The organism is Longivirga aurantiaca (genome assembly GCF_042660085.1).
In the GTDB taxonomy this organism is placed as follows: Bacteria; Actinomycetota; Actinomycetes; order S36-B12; family CAIYMF01; genus Longivirga; species Longivirga aurantiaca.
On record NZ_JBHSTI010000008.1, the window covers coordinates 2,175,604 to 2,192,011 of the forward strand.

At 71.9% G+C, this 16,408-nt stretch carries 12 protein-coding genes; all 12 read right to left on the reverse strand.

All coding sequences use genetic code 11. From position 1 onward, the window contains the following. Positions 1-51: 51 nt before the first annotated feature. The 12 genes from ACFQGU_RS14385 to ACFQGU_RS14440 all read right to left on the reverse strand — a co-directional run bounded on the left by ACFQGU_RS14385 (position 52) and on the right by ACFQGU_RS14440 (position 16,311). Positions 52-672, reverse strand: coding sequence for a glycerol-3-phosphate acyltransferase (locus ACFQGU_RS14385; protein WP_386767819.1), 621 nt, complete (start codon positions 670-672; stop codon positions 52-54). Then, entirely contained in the window at positions 672-1,520 is an 849-nt protein-coding gene (locus ACFQGU_RS14390; protein ID WP_386767821.1) for a DegV family protein, read from the reverse strand. Before ACFQGU_RS14390 ends, ACFQGU_RS14385 begins: the two co-directional genes overlap by 1 nt. A gap of 9 nt (positions 1,521-1,529) precedes the next feature. Continuing rightward, on the reverse strand, positions 1,530-4,022 hold the full coding sequence (gene leuS / locus ACFQGU_RS14395) for a leucine--tRNA ligase (RefSeq protein WP_386767823.1): 2,493 nt from the start codon (positions 4,020-4,022) through the stop codon (positions 1,530-1,532). A gap of 202 nt (positions 4,023-4,224) precedes the next feature. Then, positions 4,225-4,833, reverse strand: a complete 609-nt coding sequence (locus ACFQGU_RS14400; protein WP_386767825.1) for a class I SAM-dependent methyltransferase — start codon at positions 4,831-4,833, stop codon at positions 4,225-4,227. 10 nt (positions 4,834-4,843) lie between these two features. Next, entirely contained in the window at positions 4,844-6,112 is a 1,269-nt protein-coding gene (locus ACFQGU_RS14405) for an anaerobic sulfatase maturase (protein WP_386767827.1), read from the reverse strand. A 40-nt stretch (positions 6,113-6,152) separates the two neighbouring features. Continuing rightward, positions 6,153-8,504, reverse strand: coding sequence for a sulfatase-like hydrolase/transferase (locus ACFQGU_RS14410; protein WP_386767828.1), 2,352 nt, complete (start codon positions 8,502-8,504; stop codon positions 6,153-6,155). Positions 8,505-8,637: 133 nt separating this feature from the next. Further along, a complete protein-coding gene (locus tag ACFQGU_RS14415; protein WP_386767830.1) occupies positions 8,638-9,369 on the reverse strand; it encodes an SGNH/GDSL hydrolase family protein in 732 nt (243 codons plus the stop codon). Positions 9,370-9,373: 4 nt separating this feature from the next. After that, positions 9,374-10,732 carry an aspartate aminotransferase family protein gene (locus ACFQGU_RS14420; protein WP_386767832.1) on the reverse strand — a complete coding sequence of 453 codons (1,359 nt, stop codon included), beginning with the start codon at positions 10,730-10,732 and terminating at the stop codon, positions 9,374-9,376. Next, positions 10,729-11,775, reverse strand: coding sequence for a phosphotransferase (locus ACFQGU_RS14425; protein ID WP_386767834.1), 1,047 nt, complete (start codon positions 11,773-11,775; stop codon positions 10,729-10,731). The genes ACFQGU_RS14420 and ACFQGU_RS14425 overlap by 4 nt, the downstream gene beginning before the upstream one ends. Positions 11,776-11,801: 26 nt before the next feature. Next, positions 11,802-13,373 (reverse strand): potassium/proton antiporter, encoded by a 1,572-nt coding sequence (locus tag ACFQGU_RS14430; RefSeq protein WP_386767836.1) that lies wholly within the window; start codon positions 13,371-13,373, stop codon positions 11,802-11,804. Positions 13,374-13,572: 199 nt separating this feature from the next. Next, entirely contained in the window at positions 13,573-14,154 is a 582-nt protein-coding gene (locus ACFQGU_RS14435) for a hypothetical protein (RefSeq protein ID WP_386767838.1), read from the reverse strand. A 519-nt stretch (positions 14,155-14,673) separates the two neighbouring features. Further along, positions 14,674-16,311, reverse strand: a complete 1,638-nt coding sequence (locus ACFQGU_RS14440) for a SulP family inorganic anion transporter (RefSeq protein WP_386767839.1) — start codon at positions 16,309-16,311, stop codon at positions 14,674-14,676. Positions 16,312-16,408 lie beyond the last annotated feature (97 nt).

Sequence of the window (16,408 nt, forward strand, 5' to 3'; positions counted from 1 at the left end):
TTACAGCCGTCTCCAGCCTGGCACCGCCCGTTGGCGCGTGTCCTGCCGTACTCAGGAGCGGGTGACGGCAGCCTGGAGGTTCTTCCGGTGCCGGACGACGACGAGGATCGTGAGGAGCGCGGCGAAGACGACGTCGCTCGTCGGGTCATCGAACCACAGCGCCGCCGGCACGAGCATCAGGCAGCCGGCGACCGAGGCGAGGCCGATGCGCCGCGTGATCGCCCACGCGATGCCGAACACCACGAGCACCGGGACCGCCCAGATCGGCTGCACGGCGAGGATCGCGCCGAACGACGTCGCGACCCCCTTGCCGCCCTTGCCGCGCAGCAGCGGCGACGTCACGTGCCCGAGGACGGCGGCGAGCCCGGCGACGAGCGCCGGCACGTGCAGCCCGAACGCCTCGAACCCAACGACCACGACGTACCCCTTGAGGATGTCGAGGACGCCGACGACGACACCGACCTTCCAGCCGAAGGCGCGGCCCGCGTTGGTGGCACCCGGGTTCCCCGAGCCCACCGCGGAGAGGTCGGTGCCGCGCAGGCGGGCGATGCCCGTGGCCGGGTTCAGCATCCCGACGCAGTAGCCGATCACCGCGGCGAGGAGCACGAGCAGCACCTGCACCATCGTGCTGCTCGACTCCCAGATGGCGGCGAGTCCGTCGTACGTCGGCATCACGCCACGGGCCGCGGCGACACCGCGACGGCGACCATGCCCGGGCCGACGTGCGCGCCCACGACGGCGCCGACCTCGCTCACGAGGACGACCGAGTCGTCGAGGCGCGCGTGCAGCTTGGCTGCGAGGGCGCTCGCACGCTCCGCGGCGTCGAGGTGGTGGACGGCGATGTCGCACGGACGGCCGTCCGCGCGCTCGACCACGATCTCCTCGAGCCGCGCGAGGGCGCGGGACGACGTGCGCACCTTCTCCAGCGGGGCGACGCGACCGTCGATCAGCTCGAGGATCGGCTTGACCGCGAGCGCCTGGCCGAGCAGCGCCTGGGCGGCGCCGATGCGGCCGCCGCGGCGCAGGTAGTCGAGGGTGTCGACGTAGAACAGCGCGGACGACGCTCCAACCCGCGCGCGGACGACGTCGGCCACCTCCTGCAGCGAGCCGCCCGCCCCGGCTGCGCGCGCGCCGTCGAGCACGCCGAAGCCCATCGCCATCGCGACCGTGCGCGAGTCGACGACCTCGACCGGCACAGGGGCGTCGCGGGCGGCGAGCGTCGCCGAGTCGACCGTGCCGCTCATGTCCCCGGACAGGTGCACCGACACGATGCCGTCGGCACCGGCTGCCGCAGCAGCGGCGTACGCCTGGGCGAACCGCTCGGGCGAGGGCCGAGACGTGGTCACCACGCCCCAGCGCCGCAGCGCCGCGGCCACCTCGGTCGGCGTGATCTCCGTGCCCTCGTCGTACGCCGTGCCGTCGACGACGACCTGCACCGGCACGACCGTGATGCCGTGCGACGCGACGAGGTCGGCGGGCAGGTAGGCGGTCGAGTCGGTGACGACCGCGACCCTGCCCATGCGCCGACCCTACGCCGGGACGATGTTCACGAGCTTGGGGGCGCGCACGATCACCGTGCGGATGCCGGCACCGCCGAGCGAGGCGACCACCGCGGGCGAGGCCAGCGCCAGCTCGCGCAGCTCGTCCTCGCCGATCGACGGCGGCACCTCGAGCCGGTCGCGGACCTTGCCCGCCACCTGCACGACGCAGGTCACGGTGTCCTCGACGAGCAGCGCGGGATCGACCGACGGCCAGCCGACCAGCGCCACCGTCGGCTCGTGACCGAGCCGCTCCCACATCTCCTCGGCGGTGTACGGCGCCACCAGCGACAGCATGATCGCGACGGCCTCGGCCGCCTCGCGCACCGCGGGGTCGCCGCCGCCGACGCCGGAGTCGATCGCCTTGCGGGCGGCGTTGACCAGCTCCATCGTCTTGGCCACGGCGACGTTGAAGCGGAACGACTCCACGGCCTTGGTCGCCTCGTCGACCGCCTTGGCGGTGGCACGGCGCAGCGCGAGGTCGCCGGTGGTCACGTCGACCCCGACAGGGCTCGTGACGTCACCCGACAGGCGCCAGGCGCGCGACAGGAACTTCTTCGAGCCGCTGGGCGAGACGTCGGCCCAGTCGATGTCGTCCTCCGGCGGGCCGGCGAACACCATCGTGAGGCGGACGGCGTCGACGCCGTTGGTCTCCAGCTCGTCGGACAGCCGCACGAGGTTGCCGCGCGACTTGCTCATGGTGGCGCCGTTCATGCCGACCATGCCCTGGTTGAGCAGGCGCGTGAAGGGCTCCTCGAAGTCGACCAGGCCCATGTCGTGCAGCACCTTGGTGAAGAAGCGCGCGTACAGCAAGTGCAGGATCGCGTGCGTGACGCCGCCGGTGTACTGGTCGACGGGCGCCCACTCGCGCGCCTGCGCCGGGTCGAAGGCGACGTCGGTGCGCGACGGGTCGAGGAAGCGCAGGAAGTACCACGACGAGTCGACGAACGTGTCCATCGTGTCGCTGTCGCGACGGGAAGCACCACCGCAGCGCGGGCACGGGACGTTGACCCAGTCCTCGGCCGCGGCCAACGGCGACTGGCCCTTGGGCGACAGATCGAGACCGTCGGTGGGGGGCAGCACGACGGGCAGCTGGTCCTCCGGCACGGGGACCTCGCCGCAGGACGGGCAGTGGATGATCGGGATGGGCGTGCCCCAGTAGCGCTGACGCGAGATCAGCCAGTCGCGCAGGCGGTAGTTGATCGCGCCCGTGCCGAGGTCCTTCTCCTCCAGCCACGCCACCATGCGCTCGATGGCGTCGGCCTTGCGCAGGCCGTCGAGGAAGCCCGAGTTCACGGCCGGACCGTCGCCGGCGTACGCCGCCGCGCTGTCGTCGAAGTCGTCCGGCGACTGCACGACCTGCACGATCGGCAGGCCGTACGCCGTGGCGAACTCCCAGTCGCGCTGGTCGTGCGCCGGCACGGCCATGATCGCGCCGGTGCCGTAGTCGGCCAGCACGTAGTCCGCGGCGTACACGGGGATGCGCTCGCCGTTGACCGGGTTGATCGCATAGCGCTGCAGGAAGACACCGGTCTTGACCCGCTCGGACGACAGGCGGTCGATCTCGCTGACCTGCTTCACCGTCTCGAGGTACGCCTCGAAGTCGGCCTGCGCGTCCGTGCCCGCGGCCAGCTCGGCGGCGAGGTCGGAGTCGGCTGCCACCACGAAGAAGGTCGCGCCGAACAGCGTGTCGGGGCGCGTCGTGTAGACGGTGACCGGCTCGTCGCGCCCCTCGATCGCGAAGTGCACGTGCGCACCGGTCGACCGGCCGATCCAGTTGCGCTGCATGAGCAGCACCTTCTCCGGCCACGCGCCCTCGAGCTGCGACATGTCGTCGAGCAGGCGGTCGGCGTAGTCGGTGATGCGCATGTACCACTGCGTGAGCTTCTTCTTGGTGACGACGGCGTCGCACCGCTCGCAGCGACCCTGCACGACCTGCTCGTTGGCCAGCACGGTCTGGTCGTTGGGGCACCAGTTGACGTTGCTGTCCTTGCGGTAGGCCAGGCCCCGCTCGAACATCTGCAGGAAGATCCACTGGTTCCAGTGGTAGTAGCCGGGGTCGCTCGTGTGCAGCACGCGGTCCCAGTCGAACGAGCAGGCGTAGCGGCGCATCGACGAGCGCTGCTGCTCGATGTTCTCCGCCGTCCACTTGACCGGGTCGGCGCCGCGCTTGATGGCGGCGTTCTCCGCGGGCAGGCCGAAGGAGTCCCAGCCGATCGGGTGCATGACGTTGAAGCCCTGCTGCACCCAGTAGCGCGCGATGACGTCGCCGAGCGCGTACGCCTCGGCGTGGCCCATGTGGAGGTCGCCGGACGGGTACGGGAACATGTCGAGCACGTACTTCTTCGGGCGCGCGTCGTCGGGCCGACCGCTGCGGAAGGGCGCGATCTCGTCCCAGACCGGCAGCCACTTCTCCTGCACGGCGTGGACGTCGTACCCGGCCTCGCGGCCGTCGAACTCGGCGGTGGTGTCGCTCTGGCTCATCGATGTCTCTCGTCAGCTCGTCATGGCCCCGGACAAGGAAAGACCCCTCACGCAGGAGGGGTCAGCCGCACCGGTGCCGCCGGCGGGGATGCCTAGCGGCTGTCGTTCCGGTGCGGCCCCGTAAGCAGGAGGCCGTTTCGCACCCGCTCAGGATAGCCGAGCCGGGCGTGCCTCCTCGCGCAGGATGGCCGCCGTGGCCAGGTCAGGACCTCGACCTACGGCGGAGCACGGCGACCACGAAGTCGGCGTCGTCGCGCCAGGGCCGCAGGTCCCACGTGGAGAACAGGTGCTCGACGTCGAACCCGGCGGTCGCAGCATCGTCCGCGAGGTGATCGGGCTCGTAGCCGCGACCGGTGGCGAAGCCGAGCACCGCGGGGCCGTCGTCGACCAGGTGCGCGGCGAGGCGCTCGAGCACGGCGCCCTCGGTGCCGGGTGCGACGAACACCATGACGTTGCCGGCCACGACCGCGCCGTGGAACGGCTCGGTGTGGCCCTCGGCCGCGAGGTCGAGCTCGGTCAGGTCGGCCACGTGCCACGCGGGCCCGGCGTGGTCCTCGCGGGCGGCGGCGACGAGCACGGGGTCGGCGTCCACCCCGACGACCTCGTGGCCGCGGCGATGCAGCTCGGCGCCCACGCGCCCGGTGCCGCAGCCGGCGTCGAGCACCCGCGACCCCGGCGGCACGAGCGCGTCCAGGAGCCTCGCCTCGCCCGAGATATCGCGCCCCTCGGCGGCGTACGCGCGGAACGTGGCGACGTACTGCGCTGAGTGCTCGTCCGGTGTCTCGGTCGCCCAGCGGGTCGGCTCAGCCATGCGCTGCACGCTACCCGCGGGCGTCCCGGGCGGCGTACCAGCCGCGAAGACCCGTGGCGTCCTGCCCGTTGCGCAGCAGCGCGGCCATGACCTGCATGGGCTCGTCGACGTGCCGGAAGAACCGCTGGTAGCCCTCGCACAGGTAGTGCAGGCCCGGCTCGCCGTCCGGCGTCGTGAGGAACCGGTCCTTCGGGCAGCCGCCGTTGCAGGCGAACCGCACGTCGCAGGAGCGGCAGTACGCCGGCAGCGTGTCGAGCTTGGCGCGGCCGAACGCCTTCTGCTGCGGCGAGTCGACCATCTGCAGAAGCGTCCTGCCCTCGGCGATGTTGCCGAGCTTGTGCGCGGGCTCGACGTAGTGGTCGCAGGAGTAGAGGTCGCCGTTGTGCTCGAGCGCGAGCGCCTCGCCGCAGACCTGCGCGTGCACGCAGGCGCCGGTCTGGTGCATGCCGAGCCAGTGCGCGAGCGCGGTGTCGAAGACGGGCACGAAGACGTCGCCGACGTCCTTGCGCGCCCACTCGTCGAAGACCTCGACGAGGAACTGGCCGTACTGCGCGGCGCCGACCGACCGGGTCGTGACGAGGTCGCCCTCCTGCTTGTACAGCGGCCGGTCGCGCGCCCGCGAGCCCCAGCCCGCCTCCGCCAGGGGCAGCAGCTCCGGCGTCACCCGCTCGACGATGGGGATGAGCTGGATGTACTGCGCGCCCAGCTCGTCGCGCAGGAAGCGGTAGACCTCGAGCCCGTGGTCGGCGTTCGCGGCGTTGATGGTCGTGAGCGCGTTCCACTCGACGCCGTGCTTCTGCAGGGTGCGTAGCCCCGCGATCACCCGGTCGTACGTCGGCTTCCCGCCCTTGTCGACGCGGTAGGCGTCGTGCATCTCGCGCGGTCCGTCGATCGACACCCCGACGAGGAACCCCTGCTCGGCGAAGAACGCGGCCATCTCGTCGTCGACGAGGGTGGCGTTGGTCTGCACCGTGTTGAGCACGTGCTGGCCCGGCACGGCGTACCGGCGCTCGAGCTCGACGACCCGACGGAAGAAGTCGGTGCCCATGAGCGTGGGCTCGCCGCCCTGGAACGCGACCACGACCTCGTCAGCACCCCGGTGCGCGGCGAGCAGCTGCGTGACGTAGGCCTCGAGCACCTCGTCGGGCATCCGGAACTCGCTTCCGGGGTACAGCGACTCCTTGGACAGGAAGAAGCAGTAGTCGCAGTCGAGGTTGCAGATCGCGCCCGTCGGCTTGCTCATCACGTGGAAGACACGCGGAGCCTGCGGACCGGTCATCGACCCCCCTCCCCTGCGGGCAGCGCCCGGCGTCCGTCGCTCAGTCGAGCATGAACCACCCTCTCACCTCGGCCTCGTGGTCTCGGTACGGCGTACCGCTGAGGTCGATGACCACGCGGTCGATCGTGCCGCCGGTGAACCGGAACGGTGCGACGTACGCGCGGGTCACCGGGGATCCGTCGTCGCGGCCGACGCAGTGCCCGTCCCCCGTCGCGTTGAAGAAGCCCGGCTGTGTCACGAGCGGTGACGTGCCGACCTCCTCGCCGTCGACGTACAGCCGCAGCGTCCCGGCCGCGCCGGGGCGCGGTGGGGCGCTCTTGCCCTCGGCACTGAACTCGGCGGTGAAGACGTGCGCCCCCGGCGTGATCGCGCGATCGGCCACCACCGTGGTCGTCTCTATGTCCAGCCAGTTGTAGGCGTAGGCCAGGCGGCCGCCCTGCACGTAGAGGCTGTGGCCCCCGGACACCCCGCCGTGGGCGTAGAGCACGCCCTCGGCGTCCGCGGATTCGAGCGTCACGCCGGCAGACACCGTGTACGAACGGCCGGGCAACCGGGGACCCGACAGCTCGGGCACCGGCGCCGTGTCCGGGTAGAACACGTAGCGGTCGCGCGGGGGCGCGCCCGACGGCCGCGGCGACAGCGTCTGCTCGAGCGCGTTGCGGTCGTCGAGGGGCAGGCCGTGGTACTGGTCGGCGAGCTCGAACCACCGTGCGACGAGCTCCTGAACCTTCTCCGGGTGCTCGGCCGCGACGTTGCGGGCCTGCGCCCGGTCCTCCGCGACGTGGTAGAGCTCCCACTCGTCTTCCTCGAACTTGCCCCAGCCCGACAGCGGCGGGTGCAGGGTGCACGCCAGCCAGCCGTCCTCGTAGACCGAGCGCTGGCCGAGCATGGCGTAGAACTGCGTCGACTTCGCCGGCGCTGCCGGGTCGGTGAGCGCTGCGGCGAAGCTCTCGCCCTCGAGGGGCGACTGCGTGTACCCGGCCACCTCCGCCGGCGGCTCGAGCCCGATGAGGTCGTAGATCGTGGGGACGACGTCGACCGCGTGGACGTACTGCTGGCGCGGCACGGAGTCGGCGGGGATCCGCGCGGGCCAGGACACGATGCACATGTCGGCGATGCCGCCCTCGTACCCCGCCCACCGCTTCCAGTAGGGGAACGGGGTGTCGAAGGCCCAGGCCCATCCGGTGTTGTAGTGGTTGTGCGTCTCCGGGCCGCCGAGCTCGTCGATGTGCTGCAGCGACAGCTCGGTCGGCGTGGCGACGCCGTTGAAGAACTGCCACTCGTTGTACGTCCCGTTGGGGCCGCCCTCGCCGCTGGCGCCGTTGTCGCTGACCACGACGACGATCGTGTTGTCGAGCTGCCCGCTCTCCTCGAGGAAGTCCAGCAGACGGCCGACCTGGCTGTCGGTGTACTCGACGTAGCCCGCGAAGACCTCGGCCATGCGGACGAAGAGGCGCTTCTCGTCGTCGCTCAGGGTCGCCCACGGGCGGACGGTGTCGAGGAGCGGCCAGGGCTGCCCGTCGGGGCCGGTCCGCATCGGCTCGCCGTGCGGGTTGATGGGCGAGAGCTCGGTGCCCTCAGGAAGGAGCCCCAGCTCGACCTGGCGGGCGAGGATCCCCTCGCGGATGGCCTCGTAGCCCTCGTCGAAGACGCCCTTGTAGCGGTCCGCCCACTCCGGCCACACGTGGTGCGGGGCGTGCGCCGCGTCCAGCGAGAAGTACAGGAACCAGGGCTTGTCCGGGTCGATGGTGGTGGAGTCCTTGATGAACTCGATCGACCTGTCGGTGAGGTCCCAGGCGATGTGATAGCCCTCGGCCGGCGTCGACGGCGGCTCGACCGGGTGGTTGTCGTGCACGAGGTCGGGGAACCAGCTGCTCGCCTCACCGCCGAGGAAGCCGTAGAAGCGCTCGAACCCGCGGCCCAGGGGCCAGCGGCGCTTCCACGCGCTCATACCCGTCTCCTCGCCGGGGGTCAGGTGCCACTTGCCCACGCAGTACGTGTTGTAGCCCTGCTCGACGAGCACCTCGGAGATGAGCCCGTTCTCGAACGGGATGCGTGTGGAGATGCCGGGGAATCCGGAGCTGAACTCGGCGATGGTCGCCATGCCGTTGCTCGTGGCGTTGCGGCCCGTGAGCAGGGAGGCTCGCGTCGGCGAGCACAGGGCGGTCGTGTGGAAGTTGGCGAGCTTCACGCCCCGCTCTGCGATGCGGGTCATCGCCGGGGTGCGCACGGGGCCGCCGAAGGACTCCATCGTCCCGTAGCCCACGTCGTCCCAGCAGATGACCAGGACGTTGGGCGAACCCTTCGGCGCCTGCGGCGCCAGGAACGGGGCCCAGTCCGGCTCGGCGTCCCTGATGTCGAGAGCGACCTTCCCCTTCCACTCCACGGCCATCGTGCATCCCCTTCCAGGTCCCCGGCGCGGAATCGCCCTGCCGCGCACCACCGCCTCGCCGAAGGCGCGCAGATAGCCCGAACCTAGCCACCGCCCGGCAGCGAAGGGCCGTCAACGGGAAGATCCGCGGCGATCAGGCCCAGCGCGCGGCGAGCTCCGCCGCGAGCGCGCGGCCGATGGCGTCGTGGACCTCCCAGCCCCAGTGCATGCCGTCAGGGTTGCCGGTGCCCGCTGCCAGGGACGGCGCCACGATCGCGTCGAGCTCGACGAGGCCGGTGCCGTGGGCGGCCGACCACCGACGGGCGGCCGAGACCGCCGGGTCGTGCTGGCGGTGCGAGGGGTACGACGGCGCCGCGTGCGGCGACGGCCCGAGCAGCACGACCGGGATGTCGGGCCGGTAGTGGTGCACGCCGTCGACGATGCGCCCGAGGTAGTGGTCGGTCGCGGCCTGCGGCAGCTGCCGAAGGCGTCCGTCGGTCGCGCGGATCACCCACGGCGCCGCCGCGTTGTACGCCGTACGCACCCGCCGGCGCAGCGATCCCGGGCGCACGAACGGGATGCCCTCGCGGAGGTACGTCGGCAGCGCCGCCGGGAGGTGGTCCATCTGCCCGACGCCGAGCACGAGCGCGTCGGCGCGTGGCATGAGCTCGCCCCAGGTGTTCGGGTCCTTGGTCAGCGACCACCACGCGTCGCGCGCCGTCCAGCCCAGGCGGGCCACGAGATCGGCGCGCACGTCCTCGCGGAGAGCCTCGGTGAGCGCAGCTGCCATCACCTGCGGGTACAGCCGCGGGTCGCTCGGCCGGTGCGCCTGGTCGGGGCCGTGGAACGCCAGCGAGTCGCCGAACACCAGGACGTGCCGCATCATCGGCTCACTGGCCCAGCTCGGTGAGCACGGCGTCGAGCTCGGTCACGAAGCGGTCGGCGTCCTCGATCGAGAAGCAGAGCGGCGGCCGGATCTTCAACGCGTCGTTGTAGATGCCGGCGGTGCCGACGAGCACGTGGTGCTCCTTCAGCCCGTTGACGACGGCGAGCGTGAGATCCTCGGCCGCAGCGTACGACTCGAGGCCGAACTCGAGCGCGACGAACAGTCCGGCACCGCGGACGTCGCTGATGGCGAGGTGCTGCGACTGCAGCGCGCGCAAGGACTCCTGCAGGTGCGCGCCGACGACGCGCGCGTTGTCCTGCAGCCCCTCGTCGCGCACGATGTCGAGCACCGCCTGCGCGGCGGCGATGGCGACGGCGTTGCCGCCGAAGGTGTTGAAGTAGCGCATGTCACGGCCGAACTCGGCGACGACCTCGGGGGTCAGCACGGTGGCCGCGACCGGGAACCCGTTCCCCATCGGCTTGCCGATCGTCATGACGTCCGGCACGAACGGCGAGGCGGCGGTCCCGTGCCGCTCGAAGCCCCACATCGCATCGCCCGTGCGGCCGAACCCCGGCTGCACCTCGTCGGCGAGGTAGACGCCGCCCGCGGCCGCGACGACGGCGCGCGCCGGCGCGAGGAAGCCGACGGGGTCGGCGAGCACGCCGTCCGAGGCGAAGATCGAGTCGGCGACGAACGCGGCGAACCGCACCCCGTTCGCCGCGAGGTCGTCGATTCCCGCCTGCACCTGCGCGGCGAACCACTCCCCCAGTGACGCGTAGCCCGACCAGTCGACGCGGCGCGGGTCCGGCGCCGGCACCCACCGCACCCAGTCCGGCAGCGCATCGACCCCCACGAGCGACGGCGAGATCGACGCGATCTCGGTCGAGACGCCGTGGTACGCGTTGCGCGTCACGATCACGCCCGTGCCGCCCGTGTGCTTCTTGGCGATCCGCAGGGCGAGGTCGTTCGCCTCGGAGCCGGTGCACGTGAAGACCACGTGCCCGAGCTCGTCGGGCAGCGTCGAGAGCAGGTCCTCGGCGTAGCGCACGATCGACTCGTGGAGGTAGCGCGTGTGGGTGCTCAGCACGGCGGCCTGCTCGGCGATCGCAGCAGTCACCCGCGGATGCGCGTGCCCGACCGAGGGCACGTTGTTGTACGTGTCGAGGTACTCCACGCCGTCGACGTCGTACAGCTTCGTGCCCGAGCCGCGCACGATGTGCAGCGGCCGGCGGTAGAAGAGCCGGTACGACGGGCCGAGCGCGTCGATGCGGCGGCGCACGAGATCACCGGTGACCGGGTCGAGCCGGTCGACGTCCTTCGGATCGAAGTAGGACGAGGGGCCGATCGTCCTGGGCTCGCTCATGACTCCCCCTGACCCGGGTTCGGCGGCTCGGCAGCGACGAGACGGCGCAGTGCTGCGATCGCGTGGCCGTTGGCACGCAGCGTGTGGTGGGCGTTGTCGGGGTTGGTCGCGGCGAGCCATGAGTTCACGAGCATCCGCTGCGCCATCCGCGCCCGCACCAGGTGCGGCAGCAGGTCGATCTCGTCGGCGGTCAGCGGGCGGGTGCTCACGTAGCCGTCCGCGAGGTCGTACGCCGGACGCCACGGGTCGACAGCCGGATCCGCGAGGGCCTCCACCGAGGGGACGGCGTAGGCCATGGCGACGGCGAGGTCGGCCACCACCGCGGTGCTCACCATGTCGCCGAAGTCGAGGATGCCGCTGACCCAGCCCTCGTCGTCGACGACGACGTTGTCCATGTTGGCGTCGTTGTGCACCACCTGGTGCCGCACGCGCGCGAGTCCAGGCTCCGTCACGGTGGCGTACCGGTCGAGCTCGGCCTCGACATCAGCGCGGGCCTCGGCGTCGTCGATGTGCGCCAGGTGCGGTCGCAGGGTCGCGAGCCTCTGCAGGTCCCACGCCAGCACCCGGTCGGCGCCGGGGTGCGAGAACCGCTCGAGCGCCTGCGACAGCCGGCCGATGGCGGCGCCGACTGCGCGACGCTGCTCGGGCGTCGTCCGGTCGTAGTCGAGCGTGCGGCCCGGCAGGAACGACAGCACGCGCACGAGCCGGGGCTCGCCGTCGGCGCCGTCGATCCAGGACGACGCCGAGCCGTCGCGGTCGAGCACCACCCGGGGCACGGGGAAGCCGGGGTCCACGGCCGCGACGTGCTGGAGCGCCGCGAGCTGCATCGCGATGACATCGAGGTCGTCGGCGGGGTTCGCGATCTTCAGCACGTACCGCTGCTCACCGACCGAGACGCGGAACGTGTCGTCGCGCTCGGTGTCGAACCGACGGATACCCGTGACCTGCAGGCCGTAGCGCTCGATCGCCAGGTCGGCGGCGCGCTCGACGCCGAGAGGCGTGAACGTCGCGGTGATCGCGTCGTCGGTGCGCAGCTCGTCCACGCGCCGCACGCTATCCGACGCCCGGATCAGTCCGCGGGGTCGGTGCGGGTACGCCGGAACCGGGCGCGCAGCACCTCGATGTCGGTCTGCACTACATCCGGGTCGGGATCGCCCTTCTCGCCGTACCAGCCCGCGAGCCGGCCGGCGCGGCTGACCGCGCGCAGCCGTCGCTCGACCTGGCTGCGCACCGCGCGCGGAACCACGATGAGGATCTGGTCGCCGCTGCGCAGCCGCATCTCGCGCGCAGGCACCAGCGGCTCACGGTCACGCGCGATCAGGCTGACGACCGCTCCCTTGGGCAGCCGCAGCTCGCCGATCGTGACCCCTTGCAGCTTGGACTCGAGCGGCACCTCGAACTGCAGCACGTCGGCCGAGATGTCCTCGAGCGGCGCGGCCTCCACCTCGATCTCGGCCGTGTGCTCGCGATCCACCACGCCCAGCCGGCGGGCCAGGTAGGGCAGCGGCGGCGCCTGGATCAGGGTGAAGACCACGACGAGCAGGAAGACCACGTCGAAGATCTCCTGCGCCACCGGCAGCCCCTGGCTGAGCGGGATCGTCGCGAGCACGACCGGCACCGCGCCCCGCAGCCCGGCCCAGGACAGGAACGCCTGCTCGCGCACGCCGACCCGGAAGAGGAACGTCGACAGCACCACCGACGCCGGCCGCGCGATCACGAGCAGCACGGTGCCGAGCACCAGCGCGGTGGGCAGCGCGTCGAGGAGGCGGTCCGGGCTCGCGAGCAGGCCGAGCAGCACGAACAGCCCGATCTGCGCGATCCAGCCCAGGGCCTCGACAAATCCGACGGTCGTCGAGCGGTGCGGCAGCTGGGCGTTCCCGAGCCAGAGCGCGGCGACGTAGATGGCGGCGAAGCCCGACGCCTCCACCGCTCCGGCGGCGGCGAAGGCCAGCATCGCCAGCGCGACGGTCGCGACCGGGTAGAGGCCCGACGACGGCAGTGCGACGCGGCGCAGCATCTCCTGGCCGAGCCGCGCGATCGCCAGGCCGATGAGCACTCCCCCGACGAGCTCGTAGACGACCAGGGCTGCGGTCGACCAGGGGTTCAGCGCGTCCCAGCCGTCGGAGGAGAGCAGCGTCACGAGCAGGATGGCCAGCGGGTCGTTGAGCCCCGACTCGGCCTCGAGCGTTGACGACACACGTCGCTTGATCGGCAGCCGGCGCAGCACCGAGAAGACCGCGGCAGCATCGGTCGACGACACGACCGCGCCGAACAGCAGGGCCGTGCGCAGGTCGAGGCCGAGCAGGAAGTGCAGGAACCCCGCGGTGACGGCGACGCTCACGGCGACGCCGACCGTCGCGAGCATCAGCGAACGGCCAAGCACGGGTCGGATCGCGTCCCATCGGGTCGTGAAGCCGCCCTCGGCCAGGATGATCGCCAGCGCGACGAAGCCGAGCACGCGGGTCAGCGCCGCGTCCTCGTACTCGATGCCGAACCCCGCCTCGCCGAGGACGAGGCCGAAGCCGAGGTAGATCAGCAGGGTCGGGAGGCCTGCCCAGCGCGAGAAGCGCACCGAGACGACGGCGAGCAGCAGCACCCCGGTGCCGACGAGCAGCACCAGGTAGAGGTCGTGCGTGCTCATGGCGCGGCAGCGCAGGTCGTGGTCACGACTGCCCTGCAGGTCACGCGCCCTCCGTCCGCCGTGGCTCGTTCCTCAGCCTACTGAGACGGTGTCACGCCGAGGTTTCCGCCCGTTGCGGCCGGACACCCCAGCGGCCGGCTCCGAGGGTGTGGGAGCCGGCCGCCGGGGTGTCCGGGGTGGTCGTGCGGAGCGCGGACGGTCAGGGGCGCTGGCCAGCGTCGGACGGCTTGCCTGCGTGGGCGGGCTTGCCGTGACCCGCCTTCTTGTCGGCAGCCTTGGCCTTGCCGTTCGCGCCGGGCTCGGTGGCCGGTGCGTCGGTGCCGTCGTCGGTGGCCTCCGGCGTGCCCTTCTTGTCGAGGTAGACCTGGGCGCAGTAGTCCTCGACCGTGCCCTCGCCGGCAGCGGCGACGAGCGCAGCAGCAGCGGGGTTGCCCGCGTCGGCCTTGTCCTGGGTCAGGCCGCCGTGCGCCCACGCGGTGCACAGGCCGTAGGCGGCCGGTCCGGTGGCGTCCGGGCCGGTGGTCGCCGACTCCTCGGCGGCGGGGCTCGTCGCGTCGTCCGCGACCTCGTCGGTGGTGTCGTCGGACGCCGTGGTCGGGTCATCGGCGGCCGTCTCGTCACCGGTCGACGCGCTAGTGGGGTCGGTGCTGGTGACCGTGGGCTCGTCCGAGCCTGCGAGCGCGACGGGCAGGGCAACCGTTGCGGCGGCACCGCCGGCGAGAAGGACGGCGCTCACGGCCGCGGCGGCAGCCTTGGAGGTGAGCAGGGCGGTGAGCAGCATGTGGATTCCTCACGTCGGCCGGGCGGTGTGCCCGTCTGGGCGAGGAACGACGCTCCACTGCGACCCGTTACCGCCGGAACGCCATCTGCGACGAAACTGCGCCGGATGGGTGACGATCCGTGGGCTGCGCGGGTGAACGCCCCGCTGACCGGACGACCACGACCGCGGCGGAGGCCGAACGGACCGACGAGACCTCCGTCAGCGCCCGGGCCTGCGGTGCGACGAACCCGGTCCCTGCACCCACGTCGACGCACCTGCCGCGCCGTTCACGGCGCCCTGCTCTCCGTCGCCGTGACGCCGTGATGCCGGGGCGGCTCCGGCGGCTGGCGGGCAGTCCGGGACGGCCTGTTGCGGCTGCGGCGGCTGGAGCCCTCGGCGATCGTAGGTAGCCATCGCGGCGGTGTGTCCCGCTCGTTGGCACCTCGCGTGGAACGGCGACCGCCATGAGATCGGGCAGAGCGCGCCCTACCTCTGCGCGGTCGCTGCGAGGCCGCTGACGACGCGGCTCGCCCAGATCGTTCAGTCGGCGGGAATCGCCTCGACATCGACTCCGGACATCGCCAGGACGGCTGCCCGCACGGTGGGGAAGCGGGACGTGTCCGGAAGCAGGTCGGTGAGGCCGAGCGCCTCCAGATGCTGATCGAAGGCGCGACGGGAACGTGCGATCACGAACTGGATCCCCTTGTCGCGCAGCTGCTCGATCATCTTCCGCAGCCCCTCGGCGCCCGAAGCGTCGAGGCTCACCACGGCCTCCGCGTCGAGCACTACCGCACGCACCTCGTGCGGGGCGCCGTCCACCGCCTCTCGGACGCGGCCGGCGAAGTAGCGGCTGTTGGCGAAGAACAGCCGGTCGTCAAGACGGTAGACGACGACTCCGGGCACGACCCTCGCCTTCGGCCGTCGCTGGACGTCGACGAAGCGGCGCGCCACCGGGTCCCAGCCCAGCACTGCGTCGCGGGGCTGTGCGCTCGTACGCACGACGTCGATGATGGACAGAAGGACGGCGAGGATCAGCGAAGGCAGCAGGCCGATCGTGATCATCCCCAGGACCAGGACTCCAGCGATCGCGAACTCGGGCCGTGAGCCCCGCCAGAGCGCTCTCCAGGCCTGGAGGTCGATGAGGCCGAGGGCGGCGAAGATGATGACTGCTGCCAGCGTGGCCTTCGGCAGGAGGGCGAGCACGCCTGTCAGGAACAGCAGGACCACCGCGGCCACGGCCACCTGGACGAGCCCGACCACCTGCGTACGTCCGCCCACCCGGACGTTGATCGCGGTACGGGATCCACTCGATCCGAGCGGGAAGGACTGCGACAGCCCGGCGGCGAGGTTGACGCCGGCGAGCGCCATCAGCTCCTGGTTCGCGTCGACGGGACGGCCGCCGTCGAGGGCGAAGCTGCGTGCAGCGAGGATGGCGTCGGCGAAGCCCACCAGAGCGACCGCGATCGCGATCGGGACGAGCTGGAGCACCTGCACTGCTCCGACGCCGGGCCAGTCCAAGGCCGGCAGCCCGGCAGGGATGTCCCCCACCAGCGTGACGCCCAGGCCGTCGAAGTCCCAAGCCCACGATAGGGCGATCGCGATGACGGTCACCGCGAGCAGTGCCGGGAAGCGGGGAAGCCAGCGTGCTCCGACCATGAGCGCCGCCAACGACAGGCCCCCGACCAGGAGCTCGAGCTGGTCCACCTGCCCCACGAACCCGGTCAGGAACGACGCGTACTCCTGCAGCGGGGTGTCGCCCTCGACCGCGACCCCCGTGAACTCGTCGAGCTGGCCCGCGAGGAGGGTGAGCGCAAGACCCGTGAGGAAGCCCAGCAGGACCGACGTCGAGAAGTAGTCGGCGACCCAGCCGAGGCGGAACACGCGTGCGAGGACGAAGGCCGCCGCCACCAGGAGCGCCATCATCGCGGCCAGCACCGGGTAGTCGGCCGGGTCCGAGCTGATCGCGACCAGCGCCGGCCCCACCATGAGCGCCGTGGTCGCGGTCGGTCCCGTCATCAGGTTGCGTGAGGAACCGAGCAGCGCGTACACAGCCAACGGCAGCAGCAGTCCGTAGAGCCCCGAGACGACCGGCAGCCCCGCCGTCTGCGCATAGGCCATCGATTGGGGGATCGCGATCGCGGCGAGAGCCACGCCGGCGACGAGATCCGCGCGCAACACGCGCGGGGAGTATGAGCGCAGGTCCCCGACGAGGGGGGCAAGCGATTCCAGGACCGGGGGTCGGCTCGAGGCGGATGCACCTCGGTCGGGTCACCCG